The organism is Hyalangium versicolor, from assembly GCF_020103695.1.
Lineage (GTDB): Bacteria > Myxococcota > Myxococcia > Myxococcales > Myxococcaceae > Hyalangium > Hyalangium versicolor.
In genome coordinates this window covers 231,700-248,785 of the sequence record NZ_JAHXBF010000008.1, presented here as the reverse complement: position 1 = coordinate 248,785, position 17,086 = coordinate 231,700, and the positions used below count along the sequence as shown (strand labels likewise).

Genomic DNA, 17,086 nt, shown 5'->3' with positions numbered 1-17,086 from the left:
CATGTCCCCCATGATGGATGCACTGGAGGAAGTGACCGCCGTGATGGCACGGCAGGTCCAGAGCTGGCTGCCCGCTGTGACACCCGAGCGATACGTGGCCTTCCTGGACATGATGTATCACTACACGCTTCGGAGTGGAGACCGGCTGCGGCTCGCGGCCGAGCGCGCCACGCACCCCGAACTCAAGTCCTTCTTCGCCGAGCTCGCCCGCGAGGAGCAGGAGCACTACCGCCTGGCCAAGGCGGACCTCGCAGCGTTCGGGCGCTCACCTTCTCCCAGCTCTCCTCAAGAGGTGTCCGCCTTCCATGCCTTCTGGGAAGCCATCCCCGCGGAGCGCCAGCTCGCATACCTGGGTGCGCTCATCGTCCTGGAGGGTGTGGCCCACCATCTCCAGAGCGAAGCCCACACGGCGCTGGGCCGACTGGGCCTGCAGCGAGGCCAGGCGCGCTTCCTGCTCGTCCACCTCGACGCCGACCTCGAACATGGCGCCCGCGCCCGCGCGCTCTGCGAGCGCATTGCCGGCGGCGAGCCCGAGCCCCTCTTCGATGGCGCGCGCAAGGCTGCCGACTTCTGGGTGGCTCTGCACCGCAAGGCGCTCGTGGAGGCCTGAGTCCCTACACGGGCGCTCATTCTGCGTCCGCGTCTCCGGTTCCCGCGCGTCGCGGCCCATGAGAGACTCCGCCGCCTCCGTGGACGGGACACGGAGCCCCAGGTGAGCCGCTGCATGAGTGAACAGGCCAACGAAGGTGAGGATGTCTCGAGACGGCCCTCGAAGCGCGACATCCTCGAACGTGCCTGGTCCAAGTACTGGTACTTCGCGCAAGAGGCACTGCCCGCGCGAGTGGAGGAGCTGCTGCGGCTGCTGCCCGCCGCGCGCACCTACGGCATCTCCGCGCCCCTGGAGAACTTCCTCCGGCGCCACACCGGCGAAGTCATCTCCATCAACATCGACGCCTCCGCGGTGAGCCCGGACCGGCGCGCGGACTCGCTGCGCTGGACACAGAAGCTCATCTCCGCGTGCACGCCGGATCCTCGCGGAGGAGAGCAGTTCTGCATCCCCGCGCTCCCGCAGCCCTTCATGAGCTGGCTTCAAGGCAGCTCGCTGCTCCGAGGCTTCTCCTCCTCATGGGAGGGCTCGCTCTATGGCGCATGGCTGAACCAGTACCTGGATGATCCGTTCGCCTCGCTCGGCTTCACCCGGGCCCGAGCGCTCCTGGAGAAGCTGCAGCCGCGGCCGGTGCGCCCACCGGACTTCTCTCGAGCGCTGCGCCGCTTCCGGGCCTACCTGCGCCTCACCCTGCCCAAGGGCAGCCTCCTCCCCACCGCCACCCAGCTCGAACGCTTCGCGGACGAGCATCTGGAGCCTCGCTTCGAGCAATACCGAGAATTCCTGATGCCCATCGCCGAGCGAGACAGCGGCGTGTTTACCTGGGAGTCCAAGTACGGGTAGCAAACCTGCTGGGTAGGCATGTGACTCTCAGTCCCTCCAAGGGAGCAACCCTTGAATTCCCGAAGGGTGCATGCTGGAGTGCCGCGCCGGAATCGGTTGTCCACCACTACAGCAAACGGGGGTCACATCATGGCGAGTCGGGAGGAACTCAAGGATTACCAGATCCTGGGCGCGTGCGTTCAGTCGATCCTCGACGGGTTCGGCCACTTCACCCTTCTCGCAAGCAAGATCCTCCTGGAGTCAGGGCTGGGCACGGTCGACAAGCAGGGGGACGGGCTGGCGGAGTTGGATCCCGCCACCTGGTATCCGCTGGACCGATTCCTGGCGGCCTTCTCGCGCGTGGGTGCCGAGTTCGGAGACATCACCCTGCGGCAGGTGGGGATTCAGATCCCCAAGAAGGCGGTGCTCCCGCCCGAGTTCCACGCGGACATCCACACGGCCTTCAAGACAATGGACATGGGCTACCACCTGAACCACGCCAGGAAGGGGGTTCAGATGGGCAACACGATGACCAACGAGATGCTGGAGGGCATCGGCCACTTCCACACCAAGCCGGTGGCCGGGAAGAAGCAGATCATCGTCGAGGTCGACACGCCCTACCCCTGCGCGTTCGATGAAGGCATCGTCCTGGGACTGGCGCAGCGCCTGGAGCCAACCGCTACGTCGGTGCATGATCGCAAGACGTGCCGCAAGCGCGGCGACGACATCTGCTACCACATCGTCAGCTGGAAGTAGGCCACCCGGCGCTCAGCCCCCACGAGGGCGCTGGTTCTGGCGCTGCAGCCACGTGTTCAAGAAGGACTTCACCGCGGGGTGCTCCGAGCGGCGGAAGTCCTCGGGCAAGCCGGCCTGAACGACGCGGCCTTCGTGCATGAGGGCCAGGGTGTCTCCCACGCGGAAGCCCGAGGCCACATCCGGGGTGATGACGAGCGAGGTGGCGCCCAGTTGCTGCTTGCCCGTGAAGATGACTTCGTTGACGGAGGCCGTGGTGAGCGGATCCAGGCCGGCCGTCGGATCGTCATAGAGGAGGATGCTCGGCTGGAGGATGGCTGCGCGCGCGAAGCCCACGCGCTTCTGCATGCCGCCGGACAGCTCGCCCGGGTACTTGTGCGCCGCGTGCGTCAGCCCCACCACGTCCAGGGACTTCTGCACCGCCGCCTGGATCTCCGGCTCCGACATCTTCGTGCGCTCGCGCAGCGGGAAGGCCACGTTGTCGAACACGGTGAACGAGTCGAACAGCGCGTTGGCCTGGAAGAGGATGCCCAGCTTGCGGCGCAGCTTGTCCAGGCCCGCCTCGTCCAACTGGGAGAGGTCCTCGCCGTCGATGCGCACCGTGCCCCGGTCCGGCTGCAGCAGGCCGACCAGGTGCTTCATCAGCACCGTCTTGCCCGAACCGGACACCCCCATCAGCACGCAGGTGGTGCCCTCCTCCACCACCAGGTCCACGCCCCGGAGGATCTCCTGTTCGCCGAAGGACTTGTAGAGGCCCTTCACCTCAATCATCGGCCTGCGCGCCCGCTGAGGGGTCGAGTCACTCATCGCCGCGGCAGCATGACATGTCCCGTCCGCCAAGGCAGCCACGCAACGCCTGCCTGCCGGAAGAGCGACGAGCCCTGGACGGCGGCGAGGCTCAGGGCAGCCAGGGCAGCCGCTCCTTCAGTAAGGGGAGACGGATGCGCTCGTCCTTCATCCGCTGGTCGAACACGAAGTCCTCCGTGGACTCCACCTTCCACCGGTTCTTGTGCCGGACGTTCAGCGCGCGGACGATCTCGTAGAAGGTCCACCGCTCGTTCGCATCCAACTGGTAGAGCCCCGGCGCGGAGTTTGAGAGCGTGTGCAGGGCCTGCACCGTGTCGTCCAGGATCGCGGAGGCCGGGTACCAGCGCGTGCTCGCGCGCACCACGCCCTCCTGGCGCATCTTCTCTTCCAGGAAGGCCACCATGTTGTTGCCCGTGGTCTGCTCGCCAATCTGCCAGCCCAGCCGCGCCACCCTCGCCTCGGGGTTCTGGTAGAACACCCGCTCCTCGGCCCGGCGCTTCTCGTAGCCGTAGCCCTCGGTGGCGTCCGGCTGCGAGTCCAGCGTGAAGGGCCCGTGCGCGTGGTTGGAGAACACCGTCACGGTGCTGGTGAACACGAAGCGGATGCCCAGGATGCGGGTGATCCACGCCAGCTCGCTGGCCCACTCGTAGTTGACGAGCCAGGACTCTCCAGGCCGCCCCGTGGGCTGCGAGGCCGTGGCCAGGTGGAATACCACCTCGGGAGCGGACTCGCGCACGAAGCGCTCCATGGCCGCGTAGTTGTCCACCGGAACGATGCCCCTGTTCCAGGGAATGACGTCGCAGCCTTGCTGCCGCAGGAAACTGGCGAGACGTGAACCCACCGTCCCGTTCGCTCCGGTGATGATCGCTCGACGAGCCATGACTCGACCTCCGGCGGAAGAGAGGGATTACCGCAGGCGCCACACGGCACTGGAGTATGCGGGCAGAGACACCTTCCAGGTGCCCTTTTTACCCGGCTCTGCCATCACGCTCACATCTGGATCCAAGAAGAGGGGCTCCATGGGAGCGGCAGGGAGCGACTGGCTCATGCTGGCCGGCGCGGCGCCCAGATTGTGGACCACGAGCACCCGCTCTCCCTCCGCTTCACGGAGGAAGGCCACCACCGAGGGGGCCTCGCTGCTCCGAGCCAGGGGCCGGAGCGTACCGAGCCGGAGCGCGGGCGAGGCGCGGCGCACGTGGATGAGCATCCGGTAACGGTGCAGCAACGAATGTGTGTCGGCCAGTTGCACGGCCACGTTCTGCTTCTGCCAGCCCTCGACGAACGGCTCCCACGGCTTGCCTGTTGTGAAGCCCCCCTTTTCCGAGCCATCCCACGGCAGCGGGCGGCGCTTGCCGGGATCGCCCTCCTCCTTCGGGCCATTGGGCAAACCGATCTCCTCGCCATAATAGAGGAAGGGCGTACCGGGCAGCGTCAGCAGCAGCGCGGGGGCGACACGAATCCGTGCCTCCTGCCCCTCGAGCTGGGCAGCCACCCGGAACTGATCGTGGTTGGCGAGGAACGGCGCAACCAGCACCCCACGAGGGTAGGCGGTGCTCAGCTCCGTGAGCTGCGTGGACAACTTCGCTCCGTCTCCGGACTTGAGCGAGCCGAGCAGGGCCTCCGCGGTGGGGAAGTTGAAGAGCATGGGCAGCTCATCCCCGCCGGGCAGCCGCGCCGTCGCGCCGTAGTAGGGGACGATGTGCTTCGTATCGCTCCACACCTCGCCCACCAGAAGCGCATCCGGGCGGACACTGCGCACATGCGCGGAGAACTCCTTCCAGAAGGCGTGCGTCTCCGAGGTGTCGTCCTGCTGATCGCCCGGGCCCTGCTCCACCAGGTGACGGGCCGCATCCAGCCGGAAACCATCCACCCCGCGCGAGAGCCACAGCGAGGCCAGCCGCTTCACCTCCGCGCGCACCTCGGGGTTGCGGAAGTTGAGGTCCGGCATCCCGTCCCAGAAGACGCCGTAGTAGTAGGCGCCCCCGCGCTCGTGCCACACGGGATCCTTGCCTCCCCACGGCTGTGTCCAGCCCGGGTTGTCCTGCCGCCACACGTACCAGTTGCGCTTGGGCGAGTCCGGCGAGGACGCGGACTCCACGAACCATGGGTGCTTCGCGCTGGAGTGGTTGATGACGAAGTCCACGATGATGCGGATGCCTCGCCGGTGGGCCTCGCGCAGCAACCGCTCGAAGTCCTCCTGCGTGCCGTACTCCGAGTCCACCTTCTCGTAATCCACGGTGTCGTAGCCGTGATAGCTGGGCGACTCGAAGACAGGCATGAGCCAGAGGCCTTCCACGCCCAGGTCCCTCAGGTAGTCCAGCTTCGCGGTGAGCCCGTTGAAGTCTCCCACCCCGTCGCCGTTCGAGTCCGCGAAGCTGCGGACGAACACCTCATAGAAGACGGCGCCGCGCGCCCACTCCAATTGCCATCCCGGAGGCGCCGCCGCGGCTGGACGCGCAGGCTCAGCCGCATGGGCAACGAGAGATCCACACACCAGGGCCAGGGCACAGAGAGCGGGAGTCCGGTTCATGGCCGCGAACCTTACACCCGGGACTCAGGGCTTCTTACCGTTCCGGATCCACTCCTCGCGGCGTTTGTCCTGAAGTGCCTTGCGCTCGAGCGCTTCTTGCGTCCGGCGCGACACTTCCTTGAGCCGGTCCTGGTGCATCCGGATGCTCAAATCAATGAGCCCCTTGTCGTTCTCCGGGAGCTTGTCGCCGTAGTCGGCGACCATCTGGTTCGCCAGGGTGATGTAGTCCTCCGAGAGCTTCCGCCGGTAGTCGAAGTAGCGGTGGATCTCCTCCTCCGTGGCATCCCCGGATTGGATCTTCCCAAAAACTTCATTCCACTTCCGCTTCGCCTCGGCGCGCTTCTGGAGCTCCGCGGGATCCTGCGTGGGAGCGGTGGTTTCCCAGTACAGGTTGTCCGGCAGCTTCTTGCGCAGCTCGTCGAACTTCACCGGGTAGTCGGCGGGGGGCGCGCTGGCGGACTCGTCCTCCGGATTCGCCATGAGGAATCGATCCAGCGAAGGGGCCTGACTCGCCTGCGCGGTGGCAGCAGGAGGCGCGGGGACGGGCGCTGCGGCCGGAGCGGGAGCAGGAGCTGTCGCCTCGCGCGGAGGCGCCTCCACCGAAGGCTCACTTCCCAACACCCCAAAGAGGATCGCGAGCAGCACCGCAACCACACCCACTACCAGTGGGAGCTTCCATCGCGCCTTTGTCATGGTGCGTCAGATATCCCGAGCTTTCGTGGGTTAACAAGACCCCTGGACTTCAGGTTCACGGCGGGTGTACTAGGCAACTCCCCAAAAACCGGAGGAACCTGAATGAAGCGCCTGCTTTTGCCGGGCCTGTTGGCCCTCATGCTGTCGCCCTCAGTGTCTCGCGCGGAAGTCCTGCTGCCCGCCATCATCGACGTGTTGGTGGACGGAGGTAACAACTACGCCTGGCAGAAGGTGGCACTACCCGGCACCGTCTGTGGCAACGGTTCCCAATACAAGTTCTGGATTCGCAAGACGAGCTCGCCCAACCTCCTGGTCCTCTTCGAGGGTGGCGGCGCGTGCTGGGATTACGACACCTGTAGCGGCCGCGCCGGAGTGCTGGGCGCCGCCAACCCCAACGGCATCGCCGACGACTACATCACCCAGTTCACGGCGAAGTACGTGTCGCCCATCGTGAACGGGGCGGACCCGGGCCTGCCGTTCCGCAGCAAGACGGACCTGGTCACCAAGGACTGGAACATCGTCTACATGCCGTACTGCACCGGTGACGTGCACATCGGCAACAACACCGCCACCTACGTGGACTCCACGGGCGCCAACCCGCCGCTCGTGTGGCACCACAACGGTTATGGCAACACCATTGCCATGGCCAACTACGCCAAGACGCAGTTCCCCAACGTGCAGAAGCTGCTGGTGACGGGCTACAGCGCGGGCGGCACGGCCACCTCGTCCTCGTACTACTTCGTGCGCAAGGCCATCAACCCGGCCCGCGGCTACCTGCTGAACGACTCGGGCCCCATCTTCCTGGCGCCCAACACCACGGACCTGTCGCGCGCGCTGCACGACAAGATCCGCCAGTCGTGGAACCTCAACTCGGTGTTCTCGCTGCTGCCCGCGTCGTTCAACATGAACAACTTCGGCAGCATCAACCGCATGGTTGCCACCGAGTTCCCCAATGATCAGCTGGCCTACACGGGCTACACGCGCGACTACAACTACTCGCGCTTCTCGTACGAGCGCTTCCGCACGCCGAACGACGAGGAGTCCATCCACGGCTACTGGAAGGTGGACCAGGACAAGCTGGTGGCGGAGCTGAACCTGTACAACAACTTCAGCTACTTCATCCCCTACCACCGCCCCATCAACGCCAGCCACTGCAGCACCGTCATCACCTTCATCGGCTCGCACGCCTGCCAGCGCATGGAGAAGAAGCACAACTGGTGGGAGTACATCGACTCTCCCTGGCAGAGCTACAAGTGCTACAGCGAGTTCGTCGGCATGGATGCGTTCCTGTCCCGCTGGATCAACGGCAACGAGCGCTTCCGCATCTACGAGCCGGCCAACAACTACAACAACGAGGATCCGGGCATGAGCGCCATCGCGACGCTGGTCGACGCGGCGCTCGGCGACTGATCCGCGCCCCGCGGTGAGTTCGAGCCCCTGGAGCTGGCCCGGTGCCAGTCCAGGGGCTCTGTCATTTCAGGGGCCCGTGTGGAGGACGATGTTCCGCGCCGTGGGGGCTCGTGCGAATCTGCTCGCCCCATGAGCGTCCAGGTCGAGAAGAGCGGTCCCATCACCACCGTCATCCTCCACCGCCCCGAGGTGCGCAACGCGGTGGATGGCACCACGGCGCAGGAGCTGGCGGATGCCTTCCGCGCCTTCGACGCGGATCCGGATGCAAAGGTGGGAGTCCTCTTCGGCGAGGGCGGCACCTTCTGCGCGGGTGCGGACCTCCAGGCCGTAGCCGAGGGGCGGATGCCTCGGCTCTCTCCCGAGGGAGACGGCCCCATGGGCCCCTCGCGCATGGTGCTCGGCAAACCGGTGGTGGCCGCCATCTCCGGGCATGCCGTGGCGGGCGGGCTGGAGCTGGCGCTCTGGTGCGATCTCCGGGTGGCCGAGGAGGACGCGGTGCTGGGCGTCTTCTGCCGGCGCTGGGGCGTGCCGCTCATCGACGGAGGGACGGTGCGGCTGCCGCGCCTGATCGGCCTGTCACGCGCGTTGGATCTGATCCTCACCGGGCGGCCGGTACCCGCGCAGGAGGCACTGGGCATGGGGCTCGTCAACCGCGTGGTGCCACGGGGCCAGGCCCGGCAGGCCGCCGAGGCGCTGGCGCGGGAGCTCGCCGCCTTCCCCCAGGCCTGCATGAACGCGGATCGCCGCTCCGCCTACGAGCAGGCCGCCCTGCCGCTGGAGGCCGCGCTCCGCCAGGAGTTCACCGGCGGCATCCAGGTCCTCCAGTCCGAGTCCGTGCCAGGAGCCCAACGCTTCGCCCAGGGAGCGGGCAGGCACGGAAAGTTCGAGTAGCAGGCGCGACTTTCGGGCCAGGCCCCCCTTGAAAGCTTGGAACGCCACATTTATTATATATGCCGTAGACCTTCGGTCCTTATAAAAATAAGGTCTCCGGCGACATGGACAGCCTCGATTACCGCATAGTGGACATGCTGCAGCGCGACGGGCGGGCGACCCAGCTGGAGATCTCCCGTGAGATCGGCCTGTCGCAGCCAGCGGTGGCCGAGCGCATCCGCAAGCTGGAGGAGCGCGGTGTCATCACCGGCTACACGGCGCGGGTGGACGCGGGGAAGCTCGGCAAGGACATCACCGCCTTCATCGGGGTGAACATCGAGCACCCGAAATATTTCGAGGGCTTCGCCAAGAAGGTCATGGCAATGCCCGAGGTGCTCGAGGCGCACCGCGTCGCGGGGCAGGACTCGTACATCCTCAAGGTGAGGACGGCGAACACGAAGTCGCTCGATCAGCTCCTCGTGGAGACGCTGAGGACCATCTCCGGCGTCACGCGCACTCACACCACCATCGTTCTGACATCCATCAAGGAGGAGACGCACGTCCAGGTCTCCCCCGAGCTGTTGAAAGGAGATTGACTGTGACTCTGTCCGCCAGCACGCACCTCGCCCCCTCCACCGTCTCCCTTCCTCTGGCTCAACGCATGTCGCGGATGAAGACGTCCGCCGTGCGAGAGATCCTCAAGGTAGCCGAGCGTCCGGAGATCCTCTCGTTCGCGGGCGGCCTGCCGGCGCCCGAGCTGTTCCCCGTGGAGGCCATCGCCCAGGCGCACGCCGAGGTGTTCGCCCACGAGGGCCCGGCTGCCATGCAGTACAGCACCACGGAGGGCTACGGCCCGCTGCGTGAGTGGATCTGCGGGCATCTGGCCCAGCGCGGGCTGACGGCCACGACGGAGCAGGTGATCATCACCTCCGGCTCGCAGCAGGGCATCGATCTGGTGGCCAAGGTGATGCTGGATCCGGGGGATGTGGTGGTGGTGGAGAACCCCAGCTACCTGGCGGCGCTGCAGAACTTCGACGGGTACCAGGCCCGCATCGAGTACGTGGGCAGCGACCACGAGGGCATGCGCGTGGAGGAGTTGGAGGCGCTGGTGGCGCGGGTGGGCAAGCCCAAGCTCATCTACATCGTCCCCAACTTCCACAACCCGAAGGGCACCACGCTCTCGCTGGAACGGCGGCATGCGCTGGTGCGGTTCGCCCAGCGGCACCGCGTGCTGATCCTCGAGGACAACCCGTACGGCGAGCTGCGCTTCCGGGGCGAGGCGCTGCCGTCCATTGCCTCGCTGGATGACATGGGCGTGGTGGTGCAGCTGGGTACGTTCTCCAAGACGCTGGCGCCGGGGCTGCGCATCGCCTGGGCGGCGGGCTCCAAGGAGCTCATGCGCAGCCTCACCATCGTGAAGCAGTCCACGGACCTGCACACCGCCACGCTGTCCCAGCGGGCCACGGCGCGGCTGCTCACGAAGTTCGACTACGACGCGCACGTGACGAAGCTGCGCGCGGTGTACGGGGAGCGGTGCCAGGCGATGCTGGACTCGCTGGAGCTGCACATGCCCGAGGGCACGCAGTGGACGCACCCGGACGGCGGCATGTTCCTTTGGGTGGAGCTGCCTCGGGGCCTGCGGGGTGAGGACATCCTCCCGCGCGCCATCGAGCAGCGCGTGGCCTTCGTGCCGGGCAGCCCGTTCTTCGCGGCCAACCCGCGGCCGGAGTGCATCCGCCTGAACTACTCCAACCGCCCGCCCGAGCTGATTGAGGAGGGCATGCGGCGGCTGGCCTCGGTGCTGGCCGCGCAGTAGGCAGGCGCCTAGCCGCTCAGTGCATGGTGGCTTGCCCGAACCCGAGAAAGGCTCGGGTCCGCTCGTGCCTCGGCCTGGCGAGCACCTCGCCGGGAGCGCCCTCTTCGATGATGTGCCCGCCGTGCAGCACGAGCACCCGCGAGGCCAGTGCCTGCGCGAAGCGCATCTCGTGCGTCACCGTCACCATCGTCAGGCCCTCGGAGCGCAGGCGCTCCAGCAGGGCCACCAGGTCCCCCACCCGCTCCGGATCCAGCGCGCTGGTGGGCTCGTCCATGAGCAGCACCTCGGGCTCCATCGCCAGCGCCCGAGCAATGGCCACGCGCTGCTGCTCACCTCCGGACATCTCCGAGGGGTAGGCCCCCTCGCGGTGTGACATGCCCACCTTGGCCAGCAGCGCCTTCGCCCGCTCGGTGGCCTCCTTCACGCTCTGGCCCTTCACGTGGACGGGAGCTTCGATGACATTGCCCAGCGCCGTGCGGTGCGCGAACAGGTTCCACTGCTGGAAGACGAAGCCCACCCGCCGCCGAATGTTCCATAGCTGGGCGGACTGCCCCCTCCCAAGCCCGGGTTCGAGGGCGCAGTCCCCTACCCGCACCGAGCCAGCGTCGAAGGACTCGAGCCCATTGAGGCACCGCAGCAGCGTGCTCTTGCCGCCTCCCGAGGGCCCCAGCAACGCAACCACCTCGCCCCTGGCGAAGGTGGCGCTGATGCCATCCAGCACCGTCCGGTCCGCGTAGCGCTTGGTCAGCTCTCGTACCTCGATCATGCCCGCTCCAGCTTCGCCTCGAGCCTTCGCGCGAGACGGGACAAGGGGTAGCTCATCGCCAGGTACAGCGCCGCGCACAGCGCCCCTGGCACCATCCAACTGCGTACATCCACGGCGGTGATCGTCATGCGCTTGGTGAGCTCCACCACCGAGATCACCGACACCAGCGAGCTGTCCTTCAGCAACGCGATGAAGTCATTGGTCACTCCCGGCAGCGCCACTCGGAAGGCCTGGGGGATCACCACCCGCCTGAGCGCAAGCCGGGTCGGCATGCCCAGCGCCAGCGCCGCCTCCATCTGCCCTCGAGGCACCGCGAGGATGCCGGCGCGGTACACCTCCGCCTCGTAGGCCGCGTAATTGAGCCCCAGGCCGAGGATGGCGGCGCTCAGCGCATCCAGCCGCAGCACGGCCGCCAGCCCGTAGTAGAGGACGTAGAGCTGCAGCAGCACGGGCGTGCCGCGAAGCAGCTCCACATAGCCCGTGGTGAATCCGCCCAGCCACTTCGGCCCGTAGAGCCGCACCAGCGCCAGCGACATCCCCAGAGGGATGGCCAGGAGCATGGCCCCCACGGACACCAGCAGCGTCACCGCTGAGGACTGAAGGAAGAGCAGCACCTGGCTCCACCCCAGGTGAGCCGTGGACGTCTGCGAGAGCACCTCGCGCGTCTGCGCCTCCGTCCAGTCGACCATCCGCTGCTCGGCGGCATTGTCGATGCCCCACCGGCGGAAGATCTCCCGCAGCTCCCCCGAGCGGGCAATCCGGCCCAGCGCATCATCCAGCGCCTGGCGCAGCCCGTCCTCTCCGGGGCGCACGGAGATGGCGTAATAGCCCTCACCCACATCTCCCACCACGCGCAGCCCCGGGCGGGTCATGCCGTAGCGCTGAGCGATGATGTCGTCCATCAGCACCGCGTCCAGCCGGCCCTGCTCCAGATCGATGTAGGGCTCCTGGACACCCTCGTAGGGCACGGCCTGGGCACCGCTGTGCAGCAGCAGCTCCCACGCCTGGGAATTGGAGAGCGTGCCCACCCGGCGTCCGCGTAGGGCCTCCAGGCCGGTGATGGCCGTGTCCTCCTTGCGCGCCATCAGCCGGAGGTTGAAGAGGTAATAGGGGCGCGTGAAGAGCACCCGTCCGGAGCGAGCCGGGGTGATCTCCATGCCGTTCATCGCCACGTCGAACGAGCCGCCCCGCTCCAACGTGGGAATGAGGCTGGACCAGTCGTTCTGGACCATCTCGGCGCGCACCCCCAACTCGCGGGCCAGGGCGTCCGCCAGCTCCACCTCGAAGCCACGGTACTGGCCGGGATGGTCGGGATCCTCCATGGCGTAGGGCTCGCCGCCCTGCGCATCCGCCCCCCATCGGAGCACGCCCGCGCGCTGGACGCGTTCGAGCCCCGAACCCTCCTTCTGGCCGCAGGCCGTCCACAGCAACACCCCCAGCGCCATGCAGGCACGGGGGAACCAGGAAGCACGTCGCGGTCGGGGAGGAGGTTCGTCTGTCATGTCATGCAGGGGTCGAGCGGCATCACCCATAAAGCAAATCGCCCCGGGGTTCCAGAGGTGCCCCCCTTGGAGAAAAAAATAGGGCGGGTGACACTTGGGAGGGGGCTCGGTTTTCCATTCGCCACGCCGGAGTGGCCGGCATGAATTTCGGGAGTCGACCGATGGAATTCGTGAATCGCGGACGTTGGGCAGGACTGCCGCTGCTGGTGGTGCTGATGGCGGGCTGTGGCTGGAAGGACCTGGTCGGCAGCGGCAACCTCATCGAGGAGGAGCGGACGACGCCTGACTTCGTGGCGCTCGAGGTGGAGGATGGCCTCACCACCACCACCGTGGTGGACCCGACAAAACCGAAGACCGTGCGCGTGCTGGGGGATGACAACCTGGTGGGGCGAGTACACACCAACGTCACCGGCGGAACGCTCCGGGTTTTCTTCGAGAACGATGGCATCGATGGTGGGTGGAGTTCGCACAACCCCCTGCGTCTGGAGGTGACGGTGCCGACGCTGGAGTCCTTCAAGTGCTCGGGGGGATGCACAGGGGAGCTGAGCGGCACCGTGTCCTCCTCCTCCTTCGCAATCGAATCCAGCGGGGGCGCCAAGGTGAAGGCGACAGGGCTGGCCGTGGACACGCTCTCCCTGGAAGCCAGCGGCGGTGGCGAGCTGTTCCTGGAGGGCCAGGCCACCCGGGTGACGAGTGAAATCTCGGGAGCGAGCACCCTCAAGGGGCGCGGACTGGCCACCCGAGAGGCCACTCTCGAATCCAGTGGCGGCGGCTCCACGGAGCTTCGGGTGTCGGACACCCTGAGCGTGAAGGCGTCGGGTGGCGCGACGCTGAACATCATCGGCCATCCCACGGTCCTCTCGAAGGATCTCAGCGGCGACTCCTCGTTGACCTTCGAGTAGTCCCCGCCCTCGCGAGGGTGCGGCATGAGCCGCGCCCGGGTGTGTGTTAGGAGAGGAGCGGATACCATGGCCACGCTCGCTCGCTACCCCCACCCCTTCCTGCCCATGACTCGCGCCGACATGAAGGCCCGAGGCTGGGAACAGCTCGACATCATCATCGTGAGCGGCGACGCGTACGTGGATCACCCCGCGTTCGGGCCCGTGCTCGTCGCCCGCTTCCTGGAGGGGCGAGGGTTCAAGGTAGGCATCATCCCCCAGCCGGACTGGCACTCGGCCGAGCCCTTCAAGGCGCTGGGCCCGCCGCGGCTCTTCTTCGGGGTGGCGGCCGGCAACCTGGACTCGATGCTCAACCGGCTCACGGCGCAGAAGAAGAACCGCTCGGAGGACCAGTACAGCCCGGGTGGGCGCACCAACTGCCGGCCGGACCGGGCCACCATCGTCTACGCCCAGCGCTGCCGTGAGGCCTACCCGGAGGTGCCTATCGTCCTGGGCGGGATTGAAGCGTCGCTGCGGCGCATCGCCCACTATGACTACTGGAGCGACAAGGTGCGCCGCTCCATCCTCTTCGACGCCAAGGCGGACCTGCTCATCTTCGGGATGGGCGAGCGCCCGGTGTGGGAGGTAGCGGACCGGATGCGTCGGGGCGAGCGCATCGAGCAGCTCCGGGACGTGCGCGGTACGGCGTACCTCATCAACGACGCGGAGATGAAGGCGCACGAGGCGGACCCGGCGCGGCGGGCGGCGGATCGGAAGACGGTGGTGCTGCCCTCGTACGAGGAGGTGGTGGCGGACAAGCACGCGTTCGCGGTGATGTCTCGGGACTTCCAGATGGAGACGAACCCGGGGAACGCGCGGCCGTTGGCGCAGCGCCACGGCAACCGGGCCATCTACATGAACCCGCCGGCGAAGCCGCTGGAGGACGGGGCGGGAGCGGTGGACTCGGACGCCACGGTGGCGATGGACGAGATGTACGACTTGCCGTTCAACCGGGTACCGCACCCCATGTACAAGGAGCGCATCCCGGCCTACGAGACGGTGAAGCACTCCATCGTGCTGATGCGGGGTTGCTTCGGCGGGTGCACGTTCTGCTCCATCACCGAGCACGAGGGCCGAGTCATCCAGAGCCGCTCGGCGGAGAGCGTGCTGCGCGAGGTGCGAGAGCTGCGGCGGATGGGAGACTTCCGGGGGACGATCACGGACCTGGGTGGTCCCACGGCCAACATGTACAAGCTCAAGTGCAAGAGCGAGGCGATCGAGAACAAGTGCCGCAAGCTGAGCTGCGTGCACCCGGGGGTGTGCGAGAACCTGCAGACGGACCACGGGCCGCTGATCGACTTGATGCGGGAGGTGCGTGAGGAGCCGGGGGTGAAGCACGTCTTCATCGCGAGCGGAGTGCGGTACGACCTGGCGGAGCGCTCACCGGAGTACGTGAAGGAGCTGGCGGCGCACCACGTGGGAGGGCAGCTGTCCGTGGCGCCGGAGCACGTGTCTCCGCGGGTGCTGGAGAAGATGAAGAAGCCGGGCATCGAGAGCTTCGAGCGCTTCCAGCAGATGTTCGCCTGCGCGAGCGAGGAGGCGGGCAAGGAGCAGTACGACATTCCGTACTTCATCAGCGGGCACCCGGGCTCGACGCTGGAAGACATGGTGGATCTGGCGCTGTGGCTGAAGAAGAACGGCAAGCGGCCGCGCCAGGTGCAGGACTTCATCCCCACGCCGATGGCCCTGGCCACGGCCATGTATTACACGGGGTTGGATCCGCTGAAGATGGAGCCGGTGTACACGGCTCGGGGATTGAGGGAGAAGCGGCTGCAGAAGGCGCTACTGCTCTACTGGAACCCGGAGCACTGGCCGCTGGCGCGCGAGGCGCTGGAGCAGGCCGGCCGCAAGGATCTGATCGGCCGGGGCCCGAACGCGCTGGTGCCGCCCGAGACACCCGCCGAGGCGGAGCGGCGCCGCAGGGCCGACGAGCGACGAGCACAGTGAGCCCCTGAGTAAATATTTGGGTGTCAGCCTGGGTCCCTAGATTGCTCCCCTCACTCTGGAGCAGGGAGGGAAGTAACCCCCGTGGAAACCAGGCCCGACGCACATCCCCTCATCACGATCAATCACACCCGCGCCACCCGCTTCTCCGCCGATCTCGACACCACCGTCCATCAGTCGCACGTGATCAAGCTGCTCGTCGGCCTCGACTCCGAAGTGACCGTACGTGAAACCACCGGTCGCCTGGTCCGTGCCCCAGCGGTGGTGATTCCCAGCGACCTCCCCTCGAGCGTGGTGAGCCAGGGCCCGGCGATCTCGGTCCTGATCGATCCCGAGCACCACCGCGCGCCCAACGCGCACACCCAACCCCTCGGAGGCGCAGCGCCCATCGATCCGGCCACGGCACTCTGGCTGCGCGACGCGGTCTGGTCGACGCGGAGCCACCTCGAGAACCCGTCCCACCTGAGCGAGCTCGGTGAAGCGCTGCAGGCAATCGCGTTTCCCAACACCCGGCTCCGCGTGAACTTCGATGCACGCGTCGAGCGCGCCCTCGAACAACTGCGCACCCAGCTCGAGGATCCCGACGGCGAGGACCTCGAGCTGAGCGCGCACCTGGGCGTAACGTTGCAACACTTCCGAGCGCTGTTCCTGCGCGACATTGGCATCTCGCCGCGAGCCTGGATGTTGTGGAATCGTCTCGTCCGCGCTCTTCGCATCACGCTGACGGGTGTCTCGCTCACCACCGGTGCCTTGGCGGCGGGCTTCTCAGACCAGGCTCACTTCTCGCGCACGTGCCGTCGGCTGCTCGGCTACACGCCCAGGGACATCGTTGACTGCGAGGCGCCAGCCATCAGCGACCCTATTCGGCCGCCTTGGGCTTGACGCCGTTGAACTCGAACGCCAGGGCCACCTTCTTGGTCTTCGAGTTATAGAACTGGCAGAAGATGCGCTTGCCCACGGTCTCCCGGTAGGCGATGTCGCCGGGCAGATCGGGGTTGCGAATGGAGATCGAGTAGATCTCCTGCTTCTTCTTCTTCAGCTTCGCCTCGAGCACCTCGCGGCGCTCGCTGTTCGAGCCGTCGTGGCACTCGTACTTCTCGTCACTGCCGCACTTGAGAAGGAGGTCCGGGGGATTGGCGACTCCCGTCGCGGGCAGCGAGTCGTAGGAGAGCGCCTTCTCGGGGTTGTCGGACTCGACGCACTGGAACTTCATGTTCCCCTCGTCGAAGATCGGAGCCTTCTCTGGATACGTCAGCATCAGCACATCCCCGGCCTCGAGGATGGGCAGCGAGCACTTGTCCTGGAGCTTGATCTTCTCTCGCTTGAGGAAGCCCGTGTACTCCTTGCTCTCGAGGCCATCCTTCACCTTGTACTTGCCGTACTGGCCCTTCCAGATTTCGACAGGAGCCGGGCCCTCGCAGGTATAGGTCGGCTTGGCGAACGAGGCTCCCGCACTGAACAGCACCACGGCACAACACCACTGTCTCAGCATTCGATGTTTCCTCTCGCAGACGTCCTGGGACACGTGAACTGGGAGCGGCGGCGGCTCGGGGCCCGCGCTCGCGTCGTTCAACGATGGTGCGACAGTAACTGGGACACCGGAGCTGGGACTTGAACGAAACGCAGAT

At 66.8% G+C, this 17,086-nt stretch carries 17 protein-coding genes; 10 read left to right on the top strand and 7 right to left on the bottom strand.

What is annotated here, in order from left to right; genetic code table 11:
• Position 1: 1 nt before the first annotated feature.
• The 3 genes from KY501_RS18720 to KY501_RS18710 all read left to right on the top strand — a co-directional run bounded on the left by KY501_RS18720 (position 2) and on the right by KY501_RS18710 (position 2,185).
• On the top strand, positions 2–610 hold the full coding sequence (locus KY501_RS18720; RefSeq protein ID WP_224364547.1) for an iron-containing redox enzyme family protein: 609 nt from the start codon (positions 2–4) through the stop codon (positions 608–610).
• A gap of 114 nt (positions 611–724) precedes the next feature.
• Positions 725–1,450, top strand: coding sequence for a hypothetical protein (locus tag KY501_RS18715; RefSeq protein WP_224364546.1), 726 nt, complete (start codon positions 725–727; stop codon positions 1,448–1,450).
• 129 nt (positions 1,451–1,579) lie between these two features.
• Positions 1,580–2,185, top strand: a complete 606-nt coding sequence (locus KY501_RS18710) for a hypothetical protein (RefSeq protein WP_224364545.1) — start codon at positions 1,580–1,582, stop codon at positions 2,183–2,185.
• 12 nt (positions 2,186–2,197) lie between these two features.
• On the opposite strand, the gene KY501_RS18705 is transcribed toward KY501_RS18710, so the two are convergent.
• The 4 genes from KY501_RS18705 to KY501_RS18690 form a co-directional block, all read right to left on the bottom strand.
• The gene (locus KY501_RS18705; protein ID WP_224364544.1) at positions 2,198–2,989 is read right to left on the bottom strand and encodes an ABC transporter ATP-binding protein; all 792 of its coding nucleotides are present in this window, start codon (positions 2,987–2,989) and stop codon (positions 2,198–2,200) included.
• Between the two features lie 91 nt (positions 2,990–3,080).
• Positions 3,081–3,869: a sugar nucleotide-binding protein gene (locus KY501_RS18700; protein ID WP_224364543.1), complete on the bottom strand. Its 789-nt coding sequence runs from the start codon at positions 3,867–3,869 to the stop codon at positions 3,081–3,083.
• 27 nt (positions 3,870–3,896) lie between these two features.
• The gene (locus KY501_RS18695; RefSeq protein ID WP_224364542.1) at positions 3,897–5,519 is read right to left on the bottom strand and encodes an alpha-amylase family glycosyl hydrolase; all 1,623 of its coding nucleotides are present in this window, start codon (positions 5,517–5,519) and stop codon (positions 3,897–3,899) included.
• 24 nt (positions 5,520–5,543) lie between these two features.
• Positions 5,544–6,212, bottom strand: a complete 669-nt coding sequence (locus KY501_RS18690; protein WP_224364541.1) for a hypothetical protein — start codon at positions 6,210–6,212, stop codon at positions 5,544–5,546.
• A 102-nt stretch (positions 6,213–6,314) separates the two neighbouring features.
• On the opposite strand from KY501_RS18690, the gene KY501_RS18685 reads away from it, so the two are divergent.
• From KY501_RS18685 to KY501_RS18670, 4 genes are all read left to right on the top strand, one after another.
• Positions 6,315–7,622: a pectin acetylesterase-family hydrolase gene (locus KY501_RS18685; protein ID WP_224364540.1), complete on the top strand. Its 1,308-nt coding sequence runs from the start codon at positions 6,315–6,317 to the stop codon at positions 7,620–7,622.
• A gap of 129 nt (positions 7,623–7,751) precedes the next feature.
• Positions 7,752–8,513 carry a crotonase/enoyl-CoA hydratase family protein gene (locus KY501_RS18680; protein ID WP_224364539.1) on the top strand — a complete coding sequence of 254 codons (762 nt, stop codon included), beginning with the start codon at positions 7,752–7,754 and terminating at the stop codon, positions 8,511–8,513.
• A 104-nt stretch (positions 8,514–8,617) separates the two neighbouring features.
• Positions 8,618–9,088 (top strand): Lrp/AsnC family transcriptional regulator, encoded by a 471-nt coding sequence (locus KY501_RS18675; protein ID WP_224364538.1) that lies wholly within the window; start codon positions 8,618–8,620, stop codon positions 9,086–9,088.
• A gap of 65 nt (positions 9,089–9,153) precedes the next feature.
• A complete protein-coding gene (locus tag KY501_RS18670) occupies positions 9,154–10,308 on the top strand; it encodes an aminotransferase-like domain-containing protein (RefSeq protein WP_224364720.1) in 1,155 nt (384 codons plus the stop codon).
• A 16-nt stretch (positions 10,309–10,324) separates the two neighbouring features.
• On the opposite strand, the gene KY501_RS18665 is transcribed toward KY501_RS18670, so the two are convergent.
• Complete coding sequence (locus tag KY501_RS18665) at positions 10,325–11,074, bottom strand: amino acid ABC transporter ATP-binding protein (RefSeq protein WP_224364537.1); 750 nt, start codon at positions 11,072–11,074, stop codon at positions 10,325–10,327.
• Positions 11,071–12,519, bottom strand: coding sequence for an ABC transporter substrate-binding protein/permease (locus KY501_RS18660; protein ID WP_224364536.1), 1,449 nt, complete (start codon positions 12,517–12,519; stop codon positions 11,071–11,073). The genes KY501_RS18665 and KY501_RS18660 overlap by 4 nt, the downstream gene beginning before the upstream one ends.
• A gap of 218 nt (positions 12,520–12,737) precedes the next feature.
• On the opposite strand from KY501_RS18660, the gene KY501_RS18655 reads away from it, so the two are divergent.
• The 3 genes from KY501_RS18655 (at position 12,738) to KY501_RS53935 (ending at position 16,340) form a co-directional block, all read left to right on the top strand.
• Complete coding sequence (locus KY501_RS18655; RefSeq protein ID WP_224364535.1) at positions 12,738–13,478, top strand: head GIN domain-containing protein; 741 nt, start codon at positions 12,738–12,740, stop codon at positions 13,476–13,478.
• 66 nt (positions 13,479–13,544) lie between these two features.
• A complete protein-coding gene (locus KY501_RS18650; RefSeq protein WP_224364534.1) occupies positions 13,545–15,461 on the top strand; it encodes a YgiQ family radical SAM protein in 1,917 nt (638 codons plus the stop codon).
• Between the two features lie 81 nt (positions 15,462–15,542).
• Positions 15,543–16,340 carry a helix-turn-helix transcriptional regulator gene (locus KY501_RS53935; protein ID WP_224364533.1) on the top strand — a complete coding sequence of 266 codons (798 nt, stop codon included), beginning with the start codon at positions 15,543–15,545 and terminating at the stop codon, positions 16,338–16,340.
• Here KY501_RS53935 and KY501_RS18640 read toward each other — a convergent pair.
• Positions 16,318–16,950, bottom strand: coding sequence for a hypothetical protein (locus KY501_RS18640; protein ID WP_224364532.1), 633 nt, complete (start codon positions 16,948–16,950; stop codon positions 16,318–16,320). The genes KY501_RS53935 and KY501_RS18640 overlap by 23 nt on opposite strands.
• Positions 16,951–17,086 lie beyond the last annotated feature (136 nt).